Origin of the sequence: Candidatus Doolittlea endobia (assembly GCF_900039485.1) — a bacterium.
Taxonomy (GTDB): domain Bacteria; phylum Pseudomonadota; class Gammaproteobacteria; order Enterobacterales; family Enterobacteriaceae; genus Doolittlea; species Doolittlea endobia.
This window is the reverse complement of record NZ_LN999833.1, coordinates 743,465-764,003: the sequence shown is the minus strand read 5'-3', so window position 1 is coordinate 764,003 and position 20,539 is coordinate 743,465. Positions and strand designations below refer to the sequence as shown.

The 20,539-nt window shown below is 43.5% G+C and carries 14 protein-coding genes and 4 pseudogenes; 11 read left to right on the top strand and 7 right to left on the bottom strand.

Features of this window, described 5'->3' with window-relative positions:
* Positions 1-700 precede the first annotated feature (700 nt).
* The 10 genes and pseudogenes from pcnB to mlaA all read left to right on the top strand — a co-directional run bounded on the left by pcnB (position 701) and on the right by mlaA (position 10,489).
* Positions 701-2,101 carry a polynucleotide adenylyltransferase PcnB gene (pcnB, locus tag A4A68_RS02805; RefSeq protein ID WP_231938072.1) on the top strand — a complete coding sequence of 467 codons (1,401 nt, stop codon included), beginning with the start codon at positions 701-703 and terminating at the stop codon, positions 2,099-2,101.
* A complete protein-coding gene (gene folK / locus A4A68_RS03785) occupies positions 2,101-2,391 on the top strand; it encodes a 2-amino-4-hydroxy-6-hydroxymethyldihydropteridine diphosphokinase (protein ID WP_320409006.1) in 291 nt (96 codons plus the stop codon). Before pcnB ends, folK begins: the two co-directional genes overlap by 1 nt.
* Positions 2,376-2,522 carry a 2-amino-4-hydroxy-6-hydroxymethyldihydropteridine diphosphokinase gene (locus A4A68_RS03780; RefSeq protein ID WP_320409005.1) on the top strand — a complete coding sequence of 49 codons (147 nt, stop codon included), beginning with the start codon at positions 2,376-2,378 and terminating at the stop codon, positions 2,520-2,522. Before folK ends, A4A68_RS03780 begins: the two co-directional genes overlap by 16 nt.
* Positions 2,523-2,715: 193 nt before the next feature.
* Positions 2,716-3,075 (top strand): sulfurtransferase complex subunit TusC, encoded by a 360-nt coding sequence (gene tusC / locus A4A68_RS02795; protein ID WP_067566351.1) that lies wholly within the window; start codon positions 2,716-2,718, stop codon positions 3,073-3,075.
* A 14-nt stretch (positions 3,076-3,089) separates the two neighbouring features.
* On the top strand, positions 3,090-3,377 hold the full coding sequence (gene tusB / locus A4A68_RS02790) for a sulfurtransferase complex subunit TusB (protein ID WP_067566349.1): 288 nt from the start codon (positions 3,090-3,092) through the stop codon (positions 3,375-3,377).
* 137 nt (positions 3,378-3,514) lie between these two features.
* The gene (gene rpsL, locus A4A68_RS02785; protein ID WP_067566347.1) at positions 3,515-3,889 is read left to right on the top strand and encodes a 30S ribosomal protein S12; all 375 of its coding nucleotides are present in this window, start codon (positions 3,515-3,517) and stop codon (positions 3,887-3,889) included.
* A 47-nt stretch (positions 3,890-3,936) separates the two neighbouring features.
* Positions 3,937-4,407, top strand: a complete 471-nt coding sequence (gene rpsG, locus A4A68_RS02780; RefSeq protein WP_067566344.1) for a 30S ribosomal protein S7 — start codon at positions 3,937-3,939, stop codon at positions 4,405-4,407.
* 87 nt (positions 4,408-4,494) lie between these two features.
* Positions 4,495-6,600: an elongation factor G gene (gene fusA, locus A4A68_RS02775; RefSeq protein WP_067566341.1), complete on the top strand. Its 2,106-nt coding sequence runs from the start codon at positions 4,495-4,497 to the stop codon at positions 6,598-6,600.
* Positions 6,601-7,279: 679 nt separating this feature from the next.
* A pseudogene (gene gndA / locus A4A68_RS02770) lies at positions 7,280-8,683 on the top strand (NADP-dependent phosphogluconate dehydrogenase); the annotation flags it as partial.
* Between the two features lie 1,047 nt (positions 8,684-9,730).
* Positions 9,731-10,489 carry a phospholipid-binding lipoprotein MlaA gene (gene mlaA, locus A4A68_RS02765; RefSeq protein ID WP_067566338.1) on the top strand — a complete coding sequence of 253 codons (759 nt, stop codon included), beginning with the start codon at positions 9,731-9,733 and terminating at the stop codon, positions 10,487-10,489.
* An 889-nt stretch (positions 10,490-11,378) separates the two neighbouring features.
* Here mlaA and acpS read toward each other — a convergent pair.
* From acpS to aroK, 6 genes and pseudogenes are all read right to left on the bottom strand, one after another.
* Positions 11,379-11,759, bottom strand: coding sequence for a holo-ACP synthase (gene acpS, locus A4A68_RS02760; RefSeq protein WP_067566335.1), 381 nt, complete (start codon positions 11,757-11,759; stop codon positions 11,379-11,381).
* Positions 11,759-12,511 (bottom strand): annotated as a pseudogene (locus A4A68_RS02755) (pyridoxine 5'-phosphate synthase). The gene acpS and the pseudogene A4A68_RS02755 overlap by 1 nt, the downstream one beginning before the upstream one ends.
* Before the next feature lie 381 nt (positions 12,512-12,892).
* Positions 12,893-13,897, bottom strand: coding sequence for a tryptophan--tRNA ligase (gene trpS, locus A4A68_RS02750; RefSeq protein ID WP_067566333.1), 1,005 nt, complete (start codon positions 13,895-13,897; stop codon positions 12,893-12,895).
* A gap of 150 nt (positions 13,898-14,047) precedes the next feature.
* Positions 14,048-14,728 (bottom strand): ribulose-phosphate 3-epimerase, encoded by a 681-nt coding sequence (gene rpe, locus A4A68_RS02745; RefSeq protein ID WP_067566330.1) that lies wholly within the window; start codon positions 14,726-14,728, stop codon positions 14,048-14,050.
* Between the two features lie 46 nt (positions 14,729-14,774).
* A pseudogene (locus A4A68_RS03260) lies at positions 14,775-15,514 on the bottom strand (Dam family site-specific DNA-(adenine-N6)-methyltransferase); the annotation flags it as partial.
* Between the two features lie 683 nt (positions 15,515-16,197).
* Positions 16,198-16,719, bottom strand: coding sequence for a shikimate kinase AroK (gene aroK / locus A4A68_RS02740; RefSeq protein ID WP_067566328.1), 522 nt, complete (start codon positions 16,717-16,719; stop codon positions 16,198-16,200).
* A gap of 860 nt (positions 16,720-17,579) precedes the next feature.
* Here aroK and sspA point away from each other — a divergent pair.
* Positions 17,580-18,107: pseudogene (sspA, locus tag A4A68_RS02735) on the top strand (stringent starvation protein A).
* Between the two features lie 409 nt (positions 18,108-18,516).
* Here sspA and asnS read toward each other — a convergent pair.
* Complete coding sequence (gene asnS, locus A4A68_RS02730) at positions 18,517-19,917, bottom strand: asparagine--tRNA ligase (protein ID WP_067566325.1); 1,401 nt, start codon at positions 19,915-19,917, stop codon at positions 18,517-18,519.
* Positions 19,918-20,539: the final 622 nt, after the last annotated feature.

Below are 20,539 nucleotides of genomic sequence, written 5' to 3'. Positions count from 1 at the left end.
CTATTTGCAGGCCTGCATTTATCGCGGCAATAGGTATGTTCCTAGCGCCGCAAATACCTTGCCATGATAATTACGCTATACCACGATTATCGTCGTAAAGAGACTGTAGACGTGGCTTGTTTTATTGTTACAAGACGTAAGGCTTATAATTTTGTTCTAAAATAGAAAGATTAAAAACTGTCATTATAAGATAAAATATTGGAGTTATAAATAATAGTTAAATTCATTTAGCATTAGAACAGCATAATAAGCGATTTAACTGAATCTAAGGTGTCTATTGTTTTGTTTAACGATAGAACAATTAATGTCACAGTTTTCACCCATGACAAGAACTATTAGCACCTAATGTGGACTGCCTGTCTGAAGAAAATCGCAACAGTATTTATTTTTCCGCACAGGCGGACGCGGGAGGTTGTGCGCAGTACGTGGTTATAAAGAATCCGACTGTATTCCTGGTTATGTCGTCGTTAGAATTGCAATAATTAAATAAAATTACGTGCCGGCGCTGCCGATAAACGGCTTCTGATCGATGATGGCGCAGGCGCTACATTTGTTACCTTGAGTGTATGCTGCTGACAGCTTGATGCCGTACTGGCCCTCCTGTCAGGGACAGCGCCACATTTTAAAAATTGAAAGAAGTAAGCTATTATTAGCTGCAGTTTGAAACTGTTTTGTTCATTTGTTACTGTTGAGGTGTACTATTTTTATCCGAGTAGCTAACTTCTGCCGTAAGATATTTAATCGTGCAAGCGTAGAAACGGCACCCGAGGATAGACGCCTTTTGACGATTATTCCGCGCGACAAGCATACCATCTCCCGCAAGGAGATCAGTGAAAACGCATTAAAGGTTCTTTACCGCTTGAAAAAAGCAGGGTACGAAGCCTACTTAGTTGGCGGCGGCGTGCGTGACCTACTGCTGGGTAAAAAGCCTAAAGACTTCGATATCACTACCAGTGCAACCCCGGAGCAGATGCGTAAATTGTTTCGAAATTGTCGTCTAGTCGGCCGCCGTTTCCGGCTGGCCCACGTCATATTCGGGTCAGAAATTATTGAAGTCGCTACCTTCCGTGGTCATCATCAAGTAGTAATGTCTGAAAAAAATGTTGGAAAATTAGCCCTAACCGGAGACAACGGCATTCTGCTTCGCGATAATATTTTCGGATCCATCGAAGAAGATGCCCAGCGCCGCGACTTTTCTGTAAACAGTCTTTATTATAGCGTGTCCGATTTCACTCTGCGGGACTATACCGGCGGGCTTAAAGATTTACAGGAAGGCACAATTCGTCTGATTGGCGATCCGGAAACCCGCTATCGGGAAGATCCTGTACGTGCACTGCGCGCAGTGCGCTTTGCCGCCAAGCTAGACATGACCATCAGTCGCGAAACTGCCGAACCAATTCCCCGCTTGGGTGTATTGTTACACGACATTCCTCCCACGCGGCTATTTGAAGAGGCGCTCAAGCTCTTGCAAGCGGGCTATGGTGAAGTCACTTACCACCTGCTGTGTGAATACCAGCTATTTCAACTGCTGTTTCCGCTGATTAGTCGTCACTTTACGGAGCACGGCGATAGTTATATAGAGCAAATGGTCATCCGCGTTCTAGCTAACACCGATCAACGTTTACGCAATGATATGCGGGTTAATCCTGCCTTCTTATTTGCCGCTATGTTGTGGTATCCGCTACTGGAACATGTTCAAAAACTAACCCAGGAAAGCAGTCTGTCCTATTTCGACGCGTTTTCTCTAGCGATGGACGAAATTCTCGACGAACAATGTCGCACGTTGGCCATTCCGAAACGTTTAATCGCCCTGATGCGAGATATATGGCAACTGCAGCTGCGGCTATCTCGTTGCCATGGTAAGCGCGCCCATAAACTAGTGGAACGCCCCAAATTCCGCGCAGCCTATGATTTACTGGTGCTACGAGCCGAAGTCGAAAAGAGCGCTGAACTACAGAAACTTAGTCGTTGGTGGCGTGAATTTCAAGTCGCCGCACCTCTTCAAAAAAAGAAGATGCTTGCCGCTCTTAGCGATGAAGTGCCAACCAGTTCCCGACCGTGCCATCTATATCGTCGAGTACCTAATTGCGACAGCACTTAATGGTGCGTGTTTGGCTCGCTCTTGGCAGCAATTTGGCAAAGCTTTTACAAGTAGGAAAGGTCACTCTTCTCGCTCTTTCAGGCTTTCCGAAAACTCGATTAGTCGCCTGTTCATCCTATTATCGCAATCGTCCGCTAAGCCTGCAGGATCAACCCGATTTTTTAAACGCTGTCGTTGCGTTAGAAACGGCCTTGTCCCCAGAATCGCTCCTCGATTACACTCAGACAATCGAGCTATGTCAGGGGCGTACGCGTAAAGCACATCGCTTTGAGCTATGTACTTTAATCTAGATATTTTACTGTTCGGCGAACGCATAATCATCACTCTTTGTCTGAGAGTACCGCATTACGATATGTATAATCGTAAGTTTGTGCTTTATCCGCTTGCGGGGCTGGCGAGGATCAATTATTTCTCCAAATAGCGTTTCGCTAGCTGAGCATCTTCGTCAAGTGCCGCGTAACGGCCTCACGTATTGGGATGAGCGCCCATTATATTACCATGGTTGAACGATAACGCTCACAAACTACAAATATAGCACGATATGAGCTTTGCCTATATTTTGAAGTGATATCACACAATATTTCCATTCTACGATAACAATCTCTAGGGTTTCCATGAATCGTATAGCATTTGTTTTTACCCACGGTCCACACGGCGCCGCCGCCGGACGGGAAGGGCTTGACGCGTTATTGGCGACTTCGGCATTAACGGAAAATATCGGTATCTTTTTTATCGCCGATGGCGTATTGCTGCTGCTGAAGCAGCAGCAGCCGGCACAAATTTTGGCGCGAAACTTTATTGCCACTTTCGGTGTACTTTCAGTGTATAATATTGACAGATTGTATTTCTGCGCCGAATCAGCGGAGGAACGTGGTCTGTATGCCGATACAGGTTGGGTATTGAACGCCAAATGGTTGTCGGTAACGGATTGGCGCCAGTTTCTTGGAGCCTATGATACCGTGATAACCTTTTAACGCCGGAGGCGCCTATGTTATATACTCTTAGCCGTTCTCCATATGCCTGCGATGTAGCAGCGTTACTGCGTATCGAGCAGTCAGGTGACGACTTGCTGCTGCTATCTGACGGTGTTATCGCTGGGCTGGCCGGCTCAGCGGCAGCGCGCGCGCTCAATGCTTCTCTCCTGACGCTGCATGCATTGGAAAACGATGTTGTCGCTCGCGGGCTGTTTCCTTATTTTTCGCCAAATATCACGATAATCAGTTATACTGATTTCGTTAGACTGACAGAAAAACAGCCGCAACAGTTGGCATGGTAAGTAAGAGTAAATGGTATGTTTCTTGACACCTTACCTATCCAACAATAGAATTTCACGCCTTCTTTATTTTCCACCAAGGGAACCACGGTGGCGATTTATTGCGTGTTTACGCAGCAAACACTCAGGAGCTTTATTAAATGACAACAATTAACCAGCTGGTACGCAAACCGCGATCTATGAAGGTTGCAAAGAGCAACGTTCCAGCGCTGGACGCCTGCCCGCAAAAACGTGGTGTGTGTACTCGCGTATATACCACCACCCCTAAAAAACCGAACTCCGCGCTGCGTAAAGTATGTCGTGTTCGTTTAACCAATGGGTTTGAAGTTACCTCCTACATCGGAGGTGAAGGCCATAATTTGCAGGAACATTCCGTAATCCTGATTCGTGGTGGTCGTGTAAAAGATCTGCCTGGTGTGCGTTATCACACTATTCGTGGCGCGCTTGACTGTTCCGGTGTTAAAGACCGCAAGCAGGGTCGCTCTAAGTACGGCCTAAAGAAACCAAAGGTTTAATGGTTCTTCGTTATGGATACCCTGAATTAACAATGGAGTCTTGCCACATGCCACGTCGTCGCGTTGTTGGTCAACGTAAAATCCTGCCGGATCCGAGGTTTGGATCTGAACTTTTGGCTAAATTTGTTAATATCCTGATGGTAGACGGTAAAAAATCTACCGCCGAGGTAATTGTCTATACCGCATTGGAGACTCTGGCGAAGCGTTCTGGTAAAGGGCATCAGGAAGCTTTTGAAATAGCTTTGGACAACGTGCGTCCAATTGTTGAAGTTAAATCGCGCCGTGTCGGTGGCGCTACTTATCAAGTACCAGTAGAAGTCCGTCCGGTTCGCTGCAATGCTCTAGCAATGCGTTGGATCGTTGAAGCTGCTCGTAAACGCGGTGATAAATCTATGGCTTTACGCTTGGCGAACGAACTTTCTGATGCAGCAGAAAATAAAGGTGGTGCTGTGAAGAAACGTGAAGATGTTCACCGTATGGCAGATGCTAACAAAGCGTTTGCCCACTACCGATGGTAATCGCATCGCAATAACTACGCTAACCCGGCTTGGACAGCTGATAAACCGGGTTAGTTTATAATGCACGCTCAGTAATCGAGGATTCAAATGGCTCGTATAACACCCATCGTACACTATCGTAACATTGGTATCAGTGCACACATTGACGCGGGTAAAACCACCACGACTGAACGTATCCTATTTTATACTGGCGTAAACCACAAGATCGGTGAAGTCCATAATGGCGCTGCCACCATGGACTGGATGGCGCAGGAGCAAGAACGTGGTATCACCATCACATCTGCCGCGACTACCTGCTTCTGGGCCGGCATGGCTAAACAGTTTAATTTGCACCGAATTAACATCATTGATACTCCTGGACACGTTGATTTTACCATCGAAGTAGAACGTTCTATGCGCGTACTCGATGGTGTCGTGATGATTTATTGTGCGGTCGGCGGCGTGCAGCCGCAATCTGAAACTGTTTGGCGTCAAGCAAACAAATACAAAGTGCCACGTATCGCGTTCGTTAATAAAATGGATCGTATAGGCGCCAACTACTTGCGCGTAATTGAACAAATGAAAACACGTCTGTCCACTAACCCGGTTCCGATCCAACTTGCTATTGGCGCGGAAGAAAAATTTACCGGCGTTATTGACTTAGTAAAGATGAAAGCAATCAATTGGAGCGAAGTAGATCAGGGCGTGACCTTTACTTATGAAGACATCTCTGCCGATTTGAGTGAGCTAGCCGATAAATGGCGCCAGCATTTATTAGAATCCGCTGCTGAAGCATCAGAAGAGCTGATGGATAAATATTTAAGCGGCGAAGAACTGACTGAAGAGGAAATTAAGCACGGTCTGCGTCAACGCGTTCTAAACAATGAAATTATTCTAGTTACCTGTGGTTCTGCATTTAAGAACAAAGGTGTGCAGGCTATGCTGGATGCGGTTATTGAATATCTGCCAGCACCGACTGACGTTGCTGCCATTAACGGCGTACTGAAAGACGGAGAAACCCACGCTAAGCGTCATTCTAGCGATGAAGGGCCGTTTTCGGCGCTGGCGTTTAAAATCGCCACTGACCCGTTTGTCGGAAACCTGACCTTCTTCCGTGTCTACTCCGGTGTTGTTCATTCCGGAGACATGGTGTTAAACTCAGTCAAGGAGAAGCGCGAGCGTTTTGGTCGTATCGTACAAATGCATGCTAACAAACGTGAAGAAATTAAGGAAGTGCGCGCCGGCGATATTGCTGCGGCCATTGGCTTGAAAGATGTCACTACCGGCGATACTCTATGTGACATCTCCGCGCCGATTATTCTTGAGCGTATGGAATTTCCGGAGCCAGTTATCTCCGTTGCTGTAGAACCAAAAACTAAGACCGATCAGGAAAAAATGGGTTTGGCATTGGGCCGTCTAGTGCAGGAAGATCCGTCTTTCCGCGTGTGGACTGATGAAGAGTCCGGTCAAACTATTATTGCCGGCATGGGTGAGCTTCACCTTGAAATCCTTGCCGATCGTATGCGTCGCGAATTTAACGTGGAAGCCAACGTTGGTAAGCCGCAGGTGGCCTACCGAGAAACGATCCGCTCTACCATCGAGCAAGAAGGGAGGTTTGTTCGTCAGTCTGGTGGTCGCGGTCAATTTGGTCACGTTTGGCTACGTATCGAACCAATGGAACAGAATGATAAAAGCTACGAATTTCTGAACGAAATAGTCGGTGGCGTAGTACCAAAAGAATACGTTCCGGCGATAGATAAAGGCGTTCAAGAACAAATGAAAAACGGTGTTCTGGCCGGCTACCCGATTATAGGCGTCCGCGTTACTGTTTTCGATGGCTCTTACCACGAAGTCGATTCCTCTGAAATGGCGTTTAAGATTGCCGGTTCCATAGCCTTCAAAGAGGGCTTCATGAAAGCAAAACCGATTTTGCTGGAACCCATCATGATGGTTGAAGTTGAAACCCCTGAAGACTACATGGGTGACGTAATTGGTGACTTGAACCGTCGTCGCGGTATAATTGATGGTATGGTGGACACTACAACCGGTAAAAATGTCCGTGCGCAAGTCCCGTTATCTGAAATGTTCAATTATGCTACCGATTTGCGTTCGCAGACTCAGGGTCGAGCTTCTTACTCCATGGAGTTTTTAAAGTACAATGAAACACCGAACAACGTTGCTAAAAACATTATCGAAACCCGTAGAATCAAGTAAATAATGCCATTAATCTTTCGTACTTTCACTAACGAGTAAATATATAAGAATAAGAAAATTCCGATGGAATGTAGATTACCGTGCCGAGAATATGCAGTATTTGAGGTCGGACCTAAAAGGCTATAATCTCGATCTTTTCCTTCTTATACATGTACTCTTACATAAGTAACTTCAAATTCGCACTGACAAGGAACAAGCTGGCCGAAATTTGCATTCGTATCAACCGTCTCAACGTTGTTTTAGCACCACTGCGTACTTTCTTTAGTTAGCGATGCAAGTTGTGATTTATTTCTATTCTCCTATTCTTTCATGAAATGCTGGAGTGTAGTGTAGGAAGCTGTTAACTAGCTGAGAAATTTGGACCGGCACGCCCTATGTTAATATTCACTAAAAAACCGGTTGGATAGCGTTGTCGTTGAGGCCATGCGCCAGCTTTTATCAGCACTCCTAATGTGGTCGGCAAGCGCGTTATGATGACAAACGTTTTATGGCTTGCATTTATCGAACATGGTCATATTACTGATATTTATCGCGAACTGACAATACACAATCAAGACACAATTCAAGCGTATATTCTTCTCGCGCTAAGCATTACTACAAACATGTGCTTAGATTAGCCTATAATATACATTATACCTGTTTACCAAACGGTAGCAGGTCGTCACTCATTACAGGAGTTATGTCCATGCAACAAATAGGCGTCGTCGGTATGGCGGTAATGGGGCGCAAGCTAGCGCTTAATATTGAAAGCCGTGGTTACAGCGTATCTATTTTTAACCGGTCGCCCCAAAAAACCGATGAAGTAATTGCGAAAAACTCTGAGAAAAAGTTAATACCCTATTACAGGGTGGAAGAGTTTATTAATTCGCTGGAAAAACCGCGGCGCATTCTATTAATGGTTAAGGCCGGTGAAGGTACGGATCGAACCATTGACTCGTTGAAACCCTTTTTGGAAAAGGGTGACGTCCTTATTGACGGCGGCAATGCCTTTTATAAGGACACCATCCGCCGTAACAACGAGCTGTCGGAAGAAGGTTTCAACTTTATCGGTATCGGCGTGTCCGGCGGTGAAGAAGGGGCCATGAAAGGGCCGTCAATTATGCCAGGTGGCCAAAAACACGCCTATGAACTAGTTGCGCCAATCCTAGAAAAAATTGCCGCACGCGCAGACGGTGAAGCTTGTGTGACCTATATTGGTCCTGATGGCGCTGGTCATTATGTCAAGATGGTGCATAACGGTATCGAATACGGTGATATGCAGCTGATTGCTGAAGCCTATGCGCTTTTGAAAAATTCGCTTGGCCTAAGCAATGAGCAGCTAGCTAGCACTTTTAGTGCATGGAACAAAGGGGAATTAAGCAGCTACCTCATTGATATTACTAAAGATATTTTTACCATGAGGAACGAGCGAGGCAACTATTTGATCGATGTCATTTTAGATGAGGCAGCCAACAAAGGCACTGGTAAATGGACTGCACAAAGCTCGCTTGATTTGGGTGAACCGCTAAGTTTAATTACCGAATCAGTGTTTGCTCGATATTTATCTTCACTCAAACAGCAACGCGTGGCGGCCTCTAAAGTGCTTTCCGGCCCGAAAAGAGAAGCGTTTAGCGGTGACAAAGCTGATTTTATTGAGAAAGTGCGCCGCGCGCTTTATCTGGGTAAAATAATTTCCTATGCGCAGGGTTTTTCTCAGTTGAAGGCCGCCTCAGAAGAGAATCAGTGGGATCTGAAGTATGGCGAGATTGCGAAAATTTTTCGAGCCGGTTGCATTATTCGCGCCAAGTTTCTACAAAAAATTATCGACGCTTATGCTGAAGATGCAACGATTGCCAACCTGCTGTTGGCGCCGTATTTCAAGAAAATTGCCGATGACTACCAGCAAGCATTGCGCGATATTGTCGCTTATGCGGTTCAAAACGGTATTTCAACTCCGACTTTTTTTGCCGCTATTGCTTACTATGATGGCTACCGCTCCGCGGTCTTGCCAGCTAACCTAATTCAGGCCCAACGCGACTATTTTGGTGCCCATACCTATAAGCGTACCGACAAGGAAGGCGTGTTCCATACAGAATGGTTAGAACAAGCGTTTTCAATACCACACAGGCGCGATGAGCACAGCGCAGAAAACGGTAGAAACCGTATTTTCTGAATCACCTAAAAGAAAATGGCATCACCGACCAGTATTTTTACCTTATCGGTGGCGAAGAAAGAAGTCACTTAGAGTGAAGTCGTGATGTTTGTACCGTTGATATCTATACATTTATCGTGGTAAACGCTATTATTTTCGAACGATTTTACCTAATCTATTAATAGGTCGTGGCTAAGATGTCTTATGTACTGATTTTTTAAGATATATATATAGTAAAGATTGATATTATTCGTCTTTTTGTAGTGTAACTAATAAAAATAGAGTGCAATGCAATGCTCATGCGACGTTGAAAAACCCTATATTAGCAAGCTGTTTTTGAAGATATTCCAACTTTATTCTTGTTATTAAGATACTCAGGCAAAACATACAACACTAGACTATTATCGATATAGCATAGCAATGAATACTTTTGAATGGGAAATGAAATGTGCTTCAAACGCTATTCTGATACATTTTAAAAATTATACCAAAGAAATGTGTGTCACAATGCTGAAATCGTTATCTGTTGAAGCAGATGTTATCCCGATAATATTGTCACGTATCCTTTTGTGTTTCAAAACAATGAATTATGAGCAATAAGCTTGTCAAGTAATACTGCTTTATTCGATAAGTATATTTGCTTAAATTAAGCAAGATATTCTAAATAGGCCATGTATATGTTTGTATAACTCTAGGTGAGTTTTTATCATAATTTACATATTACTCTTGATAATTTCGTGTTGTAACGACAGATTCTAGAGTCATTCATTGCCATATCATGGTGAAGCACTTCAATAGAGAAAATGAAGCTGATAAGTTTTTAGTGTCTGCCGAATGATCGGGACATCGAACTTCATCGGCTCACTATAACGACGATAAATTCTATTAATTTTTTAAATGCTATGGCCAGAATATGACCTTAAGCATACTATTTCGATATTTTCGTCTTATGGCGATATCCTGTGCGATTGTTACAAAAATATACAATGGAGTTTTATAATGAATTTCCACCTGCCAGGTGTAGTATTCGTTGGCATCCTGCTTCTAGGGTGTACTACTCATCAAATTCAGGGCAACCAGGATTGGTCGGATCCTTTGGAAAGCTTTAACCGTAGCATGTTCAATTTCAACTACAACGTGCTGGATCCATATGTAGTGCGCCCGGCAGCGGTGGCCTGGCAACATTATGTGCCGCAACCGGCACGTAATGGTTTAAATAATTTCTTAATGAACCTAAAAGAGCCTGCTACCATGGTCAATTATTTTATAGCAAGGAAGCCCCGCAAGGCGGCGGTACATTTTAACCGCTTTTTCTTAAATACCTTGCTAGGAATGGGAGGTTTAATCGACGTGGCCTCGATGGCAAACCCAAAACTGGATAAAGAAGAGCCGAGACGTTTCGGCAGCACTTTAGGTTACTATGGCGTAGGTTATGGTCCCTACATACATCTTCCTGGCTACGGAAGTTTTACGCTTCGTGAGGATATCGGCGGATTCGTAGATGCGCTTTATCCACTCTTGAGCTGTCTCACTTGGTGGATGTCCGCAGGTAAATGGGTATTAGAAGGACTAGAAACCCGTACACAATTGCTGGGCTCTGATGGCTTATTGCAGACCTCGCAAGATCCTTATTCCATGATTCGTGTAGCCTATTTTCAGCAGCATGATTTCTTAGCCAATGATGGCATGTTGACGCCGCAGGAAAACCTGAACACCGAAACGGTCCAAGACGCTTTTAATTTAATAGATACGCAATAAGTGATAGGATGCACTTTCAGTATTTTGATCTACGTGTCACCGTTCGGCTAGCTCGGTATACCTAGATTTTAACCAAATGGGCATACTACATAACTCGGCTATGCAATAGCCGAATAATAAAATATGTTTTTAAGGAAAAGCGTGCTTGATTGTGGAGATTTATAAATGGTCGTGATTCAAATTTATCGATTTTTTGAAACAGTTATTTTAAAAATAATCGATGTGATCTAATCTGGTTCAAGTAAAGCCGATAGAGTGCGTGTCATGGTTATTGACATTCACATTGGGAGATCAACGCTATATTTGTAAGCCTGAACAACTTATACAAGTGGTATACCAGAAATGGTATACTTGTACATCGATAATCAGGTGCAGTTTGCTGCTGAACCCCTCGTGCAAGGCCTATGTTATCGTTCTAATTTACAGCTCTGTCCTCATTATGAGTTGCATCGATTTTTGATATATGTTAAAGAGATAAGCTTTTCAAGCATCCAAGCGTCGATGCCTATGGGGGTGTCTAGTCTTAGACGGTGGTGGAAAAGTGATTGTGAGTAGTAGCACGTAGTTGCACGTTAACCGATTCCGGTCCATCAAGGATGCAAAAGAACATCAATGACTAACGCATATAATGCAAATGGTCATTTGATAAAATATTGTTACTCATCACTAAAACTGCATCAAACACTGTTCGCCATAAAGTGGCCACAAGACACATCCAAGCATGGTACTGAGTATACGATGACGCTATACGTCCTGTATCAGGCATTACACAAGTCCCGTAGGTCTATCTTAAATATCATTATTGCAGATTCGCAGCGTGGCGAAAACAACAACGATGCATGTCTCTTCACCACACGTTGATCGTTTGTAGTTCTATAAAACTGCAGCATCATCGTTCAAAAATGACCGTCGCGCAGGCATAATGTCGCTCATCGGCTAAGGTTACATGCATACCTGTAACGCCTAAGCGGGTTGCTAATATTGCCGCCTGATCAAATAAACGCAGAAAAGGCTTGCCCAACGCATCATTGCAGACCTCGAACTGAGAAAAAGATAACCCATCACGGATACCTGTCCCTAACGCCTTGGATGCTGCCTCTTTCATCGCAAAACGTTTAGCGAGAAACCGTATTGGCTGATTATGCTGCTGATACTGCCGCCATTCATCTGGATTCAGGATTCGCCGTGCCAACCGATCGCCGCTACGGGAGACGAATGCTTCAATACGTCCTATCTCGACGATATCGGTGCCGATGCCGATAATCGCCATCAGCGGTGCGCGTCACGTATCAGATTTTTTATGTCCCTTTTTTTCGTGTCCCTTACCGCGCTTACCAGATCGACGATGACGGCACGGCTGATAATCCCGTGGTTAATGTTCAGTTCTTGCATATGCATCAAAACGGTCACCGGTTTAACATTGTGGTAATTAAGTCCATGGTAGGCATTGTCTTTCAAGACCAGCTTGACGACAAAGTCTGTGTTCTGACGGATACGAGCGAATTCTTCCGCATGTGAAACCTCGTTGGCTGCATTGACATAAGCACCTGGTATGCATTTCAATATAGGGCGCGCCACGTCCGTTGCCGCTGCAATTTGCCGTTCATCATCGTCAATGAATAGCGACACTTGTATGCCGGCAGCACTTAAACGAGTCACAGCTTGATAAAGCTGATCCCTCTAACTGGCAACATCTAGTAGCCCACCTTTAGTGGTTATTTCTTGACTCTTTTCCGATACCAAACAGCAAAATGCCACACTAAATTGCAAACAATAGCGATCATCTCTTCTGTCGCTGCCATTTCCAGATTCATTCTGGTTTGAATCGTTTCTCTTAATAGCTTGATATCACGATCAGTAATATGTCGGCGGTCCTCACGCAAATGTACGGTGATGCCATCAGAGCTTGCCTGCTCTACGATAAAATCCGCTTGAACCGGATTCGGCCACGCTGTACCGCGTGCATTACGCAACGTTGTAATATGTATGATCGATATTCACGTTAAGCAACAATTCAGACATCTTCTTCCTCTAACATTGGTAGGCACTATATTACAGTATAAACTAGCGTTGTAATCTAGACTCAATTTACCTTCGCCACCATCTGGTCCCTTTGCCTTGAGCGAAAAACCACCCAGAGTTCGTTCCTCTTATTTTTAAATGCATAGCAAAGTTAATGTGATGTGTTCTCGTTGTAAAACAAACAGTAGGATAGCTAATCCGGCTTCACTGTTTTCAACAGTAGATCAAGCAAGAGATTACCTCAATTTTATCAAAAGTCTGCTTGATAGATGTGTAATCGTATTATCTATTGCCTTTGCTGAAATCATTAAAAAATGTGGTAATGCGCCGTGTGCTCAGTCATATTGAGATCATGCCGAATATGAATAGAATATAAACGATTTAGAATTTAGCGATCAAGCCAACTGCTTCATAGACCTTTCCCAAAGTTACACTAGCTTGAGCACGGGCTTTTTCCGCTCCGTCCCGTAATACTTTATTCAAATACATTTCGTCGACACGCAAGGCACAATAACGAGCCTGTAACGCAGTCAGCATTTCCGATACTGCGTTGGCCACGGCAGATTTCAGATGGTCGTATATTTTTCCAGTAAACGCCTGTTCTAGTTCTTCCACCGGCTGACCAGTCACGCCGGATAAAATATTTAGCAAATTAGAGACGCCGGGTTTCTCTAAAGGATCATAACGAACCACCGGAGGTCTGTCAGAATCAGTAACTGCCCGTTTAAGTTTCTTGACTATGGATTTTGGATCTTCTAGCAGAGTGATGACATTATTATGGTTATTATCAGATTTTGACATCTTTTTTAATGGATCCATTAACGACATCACGCGTGCGCCGGATTTAGGAATAAACGGTTCAGGAATGGTGAAGATGTCGCCATACAGAGAGTTAAATCGTTTGGCGATATTACGACTTAGTTCCAAATGCTGTTTCTGATCTTCCCCAATTGGTACATGATTAGTTTGATAGAGAAGAATATCTGCCGCCATCAGTACCGGATAATGAAACAGCCCGGCATTAATATTCTCGGCGTAACGGGCCGATTTGTCCTTGAATTGAGTCATTCTCTTGAGTTCAGAAAAATAGGTATAACAGTTTAACAGCCAGCTCAATTGGCCATGCTCTGGCACATGCGACTGAATGAAAACTGTACTTTTAGCTGGATCAATACCGCAAGCTAGATACATCGCCAAAACATCCAGCGTAGCCTTACGCAGTTGAGAAGCATTTTGGCGAACGGTAATAGCATGTAGGTCAACGATGCAATAAATACAGTCATATTCATCTTGCATGCCTACCCACTGACGCAGTGCACCCACATAGTTGCCAATGGTCAGTTCTCCTGAAGGTTGCGTGCCGCTGAATACGATGGACTTGCTCATTTTAAACAGTCCTGATTAACAAAAGGTGGTAGCCCTAAGTACTGGAAAGATCAGCAAAACGGTTTATCTTTGCTGAATGAGACAGTAACGTTGGCAGTAGCCATGAAATGGCCATTAACATTATACGTGATACCGCGAATAAATCGTGCATCACACATGCTCAGTTGCTCCTGCTAATGCCTGACGCATGGCGTCGATAACAGGTCGGTAATCCGACTGGCTGAATATAGCAGAGCCGGAAACGAATATATCGGCTCCCGCGGCAGCGATATCGGCAATATTGTCCACTTTGACGCCGCCGTCTACTTCGAGACGGATATCTTTACCGCTGCGATCGATAATTTGACGCGCTTGGCGCAATTTATCTAGGGTTGAAGGCAAGAAAGACTGGCCACTAAAACCGGGGTTGACCGATATCAGCAAAATGATATCGAGTTTATCGATAACGTACTCCAGACAGCTCAGCGGCGTAGCTGGATTGAAAACCAGCCCGGCTTTGCAGCCGTGCTCTTTAATGATTTGCAGAGAACGATCAATATGTTGTGACGCTTCGACGTGAAAAGCAATGTAACTGGCGCCGGCGTCGGCAAAATCCGGGATGAGGCGATCAACTGACTGTACCATCAAGTGCACGTCAATTGGGGCAGTAATACCATAGTTACGCAGCGATCGAAGTACAATTGGCCCCATGGTAAGATTTGGAACAAAATGATTATCCATCGCATCGAAATGCACCATGTCCGCACCCGCACTTAACACCCTAGCAGTATCTTCACCCAGGCAAGCAAAATCCGCAGAAAGGATGGAAGGAGCGATTAAATAGTTTTTCATCTATATCTCCCGTCAATTACAGTTAGTCTATGGCTGGCAGTCCCGCTCAGAAGTATAACGCTAACAGTTCATTTATACTGCTGCGTCTGAAAACATTGCGGCTAATGGTTCGATGTGCCGTAACACGATGCAGCACCACATCACCATACCATTGCCAAGTCAGCGTGGTATCGTGCAACCAACACTGATATCCGACTATCACGAAACAGCTTACTGATGAAGTTCTGTAGATTCGTCTCTAAAGTTTGCGGTGATTGAAAGCAGCACATAAGGTGGATTACAACATACCACCGTACCAGATACGGCGCGGGATAGCGCTTATTGGTAGTGTTCGCAAATAAATATCGCTCGACTGGGTTTCTCGGCAAACTGGTACAGTTCCAGCTCCGGAAAATGCGGCTTTTTATAAGGTCTGAAAGGAACGCTGAACCCTCCATTTAGGTTATATCGGCATAGCCCGTCATAGCAACGCCGGTTAAGACATAAAAGTAGCACCGAGCGTTGATGAATGTCTATACAGAGATGTAATTCACTGAGTAGGATATTAGCGTCATCGGAGAATAATGCCTGGCATCTCGGATAAAATCGTTTGAGCGCTCTTCAATGATATTGAATAAATTAATAAAATCATTGTTGATATCAGCGAAGATGTATCGATCGTAATCAGTGTTGAAAAAACTGAACCAGTGCCAACAATAGTTTCTATTAAACAGTCACCACCCAATAGATGACAGCGAATATCCTCAATCAACGATATTTACCGACGACCCATGTTAGAAATAGTTTTTTTCATGCCTTTATTACTTATTTACTCTTTGCTGTGCTTTTATTTCAGCTTCAGATGATAGTGTGTGTTACTATGGTTTACGTCAGCGTAGAAGCCATTTTGGCACACTCAGTTCTTTCGGGAAGGACCTGTTATTCCGTTAACTTTCGGCGCCGGAAGTTAAGCCAAATAAAACTGTATTATACTTACCTCACACTTTGGCAACTTGAATCAGTTTAAAATTCAAATTTCAGCGCTGGACCAATATTTAAAGGTCGGAACAGACTCAACCGGTTTAACGATGAGTGTTTAGATAATCTTCCTGTGCTCTTTCAGATAGTCTACTCATCAGTAGCTTACTACATCGGCTCTCAGTTCACAGCAACAACGGATGCAATAAAGCTAGCGCTTGCAGCTCCAGTACATGCTGCAGTGACGCAAATCAATGACTATAAATATGAGTTAATAACAGATGCCGATCATATTTTCCTAGAGGATGGTTTGTAACGATTTTGCCTCCAACCGAGGGGTTAATATGTAGGACTAGTGCCTGGATACAACGCGCTCCGCGTTGATAACCGGCGACAGAAAACTCTTCCAGATCACCAATGACGAGCGCAAGACAAGATCATAGAATGATCTGACAGCAATGGGAATCGGAGAGATACGTTAAATAACCTTTTCGGTATCTTATGAATTTAGATTAGCTTCTTTCTAGTAAATTGATAATTTGATTAGCAACAACTTTGGCACTTTGTTCATTAGTATGTATAGTCATGTCCGCTATTTCTTCATACAGTGGGTTACGCTCGCGCGCCAGCGCTTCAAGCACTACATGCAGCGGAGCGTCGACTTGCAACAGTTGACGTTTTTTATCCCTTTGCGTACGAGCCAACTGTTTTTCAATGGTGGTTGTAAGATAGATAACCACACCGCGGGAGGAAAGGCGGTTACGTGTTTCGCGTGACTTCACGGAGCCACCACCGGTGGCCAGCACAATCCCCTGCTTTTCGGTCAGTTCGTTGATGACTTTTTCTTCTCGATTGCGGAAGCCGTCTTCACCTTCCACGTCAAATACCCAATTTACATCAGCCCCGGTACGTCGCTCAATCTCTTGATCAGAATCGAAAAACTCCATATTAAGTTGTTGAGCCAACTGGCGACCAATAGTGCTTTTCCCAGCACCCATAGGCCCTACCAGAAAGATCTTGCGTTTCTCTGCCATGTTTTTCGATCTTATTAAAATTATACGTTAATAACAACCCGCCCCACCAATCAAATTAGCGGCAGGACATAAACTGAAACCGCATGAGCGTTAGTGCGAGAATCAGGTAAAATTATCTCAACTCTGAGTAATTTGGCAATCGATTAAATCAATGTCCATATCGTAAGAGGAAGCGTCGGTATAACATATTACGCACAATCAGCATTGTTTAATGGATAACCTTTGTAAGGGTAATTGCCTATAGCTTCAAATTAATAACGAAAACTCATAACTTGTTGTCACTACCTACTTTTGATATTCGGAGCAGTGGTTTATCTTGTAAAATAGCTCATTTATATTATTTATAATTAACTTTTTGACGGGCTCTAATTTAGATTGATTGGTATTCTATCTTCTTATTTTTATAATAGAGATTGGGATTTTTTTCCCTTGTTATAAATCGAAGCTAATGGCCTTCGATGTTATAGTCAAACTATAAGCTATGTCTGAAAACGTTCCAGATTTATTTTCACGACATAAGTTTGATGATGGTTCTCGGCGGCCATATGCCATCTAATGATTGTGCCAGTCAAGTATCAGATACTGACTGCAGTATTCATGGCTTTTGTCAAGAGTAAAAGACAAGCAGGCATTGATTATTTATTAGATAAAACACATATGGAACGTAACCGTGCACATTAGGTTTAATTACATTACCCATCATGATATTGATATAATGCTAAATGAGTTTAGACTATCACTTGGTATTAAATAGGCTATTCTCGATATTCATCTTGTGATGACAGTCTTTAGGGTTAATTCGCCGTCTTTTTTAAAAGACTTGGAGTTTTCGTGACTTTTGTTGCCAAAAATGTTCGGTGATGATGCTATTTTCCGACACGCGTGACATTTTCAGCCATCAAGGGCGCATCGTGTTGGCGGAAAAGGGATTGACCTTAATCCTTATCGTGCCGCATCGGCACTAGTCGATCGTGAATTGATGTTTTACAATCTCGCATTATTATCGAATACCTCGATGAACGATTGCCGCACCCCCATTGATGTCGATATATCCGGAAGTACTAACCGCCTGATTATATATCGCATTGAAAACGATTGGTATGAGCTAATGCTTAAAATTGAACAAAGCAGTAGAAGCGAAGCAAAGGAACTGTTGTCCGTAGCGCCGGTATTTAATGAAACTCCTTTCTTCATTAGCGAAGATTTCGCCTAGTAGATTGCTACTTAGCGTCACTACTATGGCGTTTACCTCAGTTAGGCATTGCAACTGGCCAGTGTAGGGGCAAGGAGTTTTGCAAGGATATATAACGCGCGTATTTGATTGCGATGCGTTTCTGGTCTCGTTGAGTGAAGACGAACGCAAAATGTGCTTGCAGACTCGGACGTAATAAGGAAGAAAGTTTTACTTTTGACACGTGTCGCTATTAGGCATCGCCAAATAGAAAAAATTTGTTACACGTTTCGGTAGTTTGTGATTCTTGTAAGCTTCTTTGTCTTATTCTAATATTTAGACACTATGCCGCATTCCTATGGCACTATGCGCGATAGGAGCAATCAGACTGCAGCAGTCGCTCTGGTTTTACCGTCAGCTATAATTTGTGCATACGACTATACCCTTTACCATTTAATTGCGAATAAGCTTTAATGCCGTTCTAATGTATTTAAAAAATTCAACAAGTTGTCGATAGCAGAACATAACGATAGGTGATTAGACTGAAAGTTGTCCTTCTTGTACGTAGCATTGCACATTGTGCCATAGCTTCAGTGAACTCATACGACTTTTTACAAGAACAATAGTTAGAAATTAGCATTTCGTGGACTTCTCGGAAAGGGAATTACATCACGAATATTTTGTATTCCCGTAATATATACTATTAGTCTCTCAAAACCTAATCCGAATCCTGAATGCGGAACGGTGCCATAGCGACGCAAATCCCGATACCACCAGTAATCGTCTTTATTGAGACCCATTTCCGCAAGACGTTGGTCCAACCGGTCTAGACGCTCTTCACGCTGTGACCCGCCGATGATTTCACCGATGCCTGGTGCTAGGATATCCATGGCTGAAACGGTTTTTTCATCGTCATTCATCCGCATGTAAAACGCTTTAATATCCTTAGGATAGTTTTTTACCACCACCGGGGCTTTGTAGTATTTTTCTGCTATATAGCGTTCGTGTTCCGAAGATAAGTCAATGCCCCATTTAACTTGATTTTCAAAAATCTGACCACAGTTTTCCAGGATCTTTATTGCTTCGGTGTAGTCGACTTGTGCAAAATCTGCACTGATAAATTGTTTGAGACGATTTATTGCCTCTTTGTCGATCCGCTCAGAGAAAAATTGCATATCGTCGGCTCGTTCAGTCAATACCGCCTGAAATAAATATTTCAACATAGCTTCCGCTAAACCGACAGCGTCATCCAAGGTAGCAAATGCAATTTCTGGCTCAATCATCCAGAATTCGGCGAGATGGCGGCTGGTATTGGAATGTTCCGCCCGAAACGTCGGGCCGAAGGTATAGATTTTCGACAAAGCGCAGGCGTAACTTTCAGCGTTTAACTGTCCTGACACCGTCAGGAAAGTCTCTTTTCCGAAAAAATCTTCCTCATGATTAATTTTACCGTTGGGGGTGCGCGGCAGATTCTCTAAATCAAGTGTGGACACACGGAACATTTCAGTGGCGCCTTCCGTATCGGAAGCAGTAATCAACGGCGTTGATACCCAGAAAAACCCTTGCTCGTCCATGAAACGATGAATGGCTTGTGCCAGCGTGTGACGTACCCTAATCACTGCGCCGATAAGGTTGGTGCGTGGCCGAAGATGAGCGACTTCGCGTAAATATTCCATGTTGTGATGCTTAGCTGCTATGGGATAGGTACCAGGATCATCTACCCAACCAATCACTTCAATTACTTGCGCCTGAATTTCGTAACGTTGACCACCCCCAGGGGATTCAATAACCCGACCAGTGACCGACACGGAACAACCCGCTGTCAGGTGTAAAATTTCGTTCTGATAATTCGGTAAGGTATTATTAATAACAGCCTGTAATGAATCGAAACAAGAACCATCATAGACAGCAAGAAAGGATATTCCAACTTTGGAATCCCGGCGAGTACGCACCCAACCTTGTACAGTGACCTCACTGTTAGCCGGCATGCGCCCTTGCAGTATATCGATTACAGGGACTATGCCCATAAACACTCTCTTATTTAATTAATAGAAAAGGTTGTTAGCCCGATAACGGGATACAATATTTTTCTTAGCGATGGCAAGATCATGTATTATTTCTGATTTTGAAAGAAAATAGCTTTATAAGCAAAGCGTTTTTGTGGTACGTAAAGTTATTCTGCTCTATCTGATAGATATATTTTCTGATTACACAACTAAAGACGTTCAATAGGACATTATAACCGCTTATATATCCATCATGTAAAAAGTTAAGTCGAATTTTCTTAACAACGTTAATTATTTCTGTAGCGTCTGTGCATTTCGCAAAAAAAAAATGAATAATGACTCGTTTTCTTATGCGATCTTAAACACAAAACAGTTAGCAAGTTACGTATATAAGACCATTATTTGTTTGCTTGCATATTTTCAATCCACCAGGACAGTGCTTAAGGCTAGCATTCATTGCCATGCCGACGATAGTCTGGTGTATGTGTAAGATAGAGAAATGAAATTAGAACATTTCATACAGTCTGCAAATGTAGTACTAAATTTTTAGTACCGCATGAGTATTACCCTGAATTTCATCAGCTTTACTACATGGCTTGCTATATACACTGTCTCAAAGTGAGATCGTATCGTTATGAGTGTT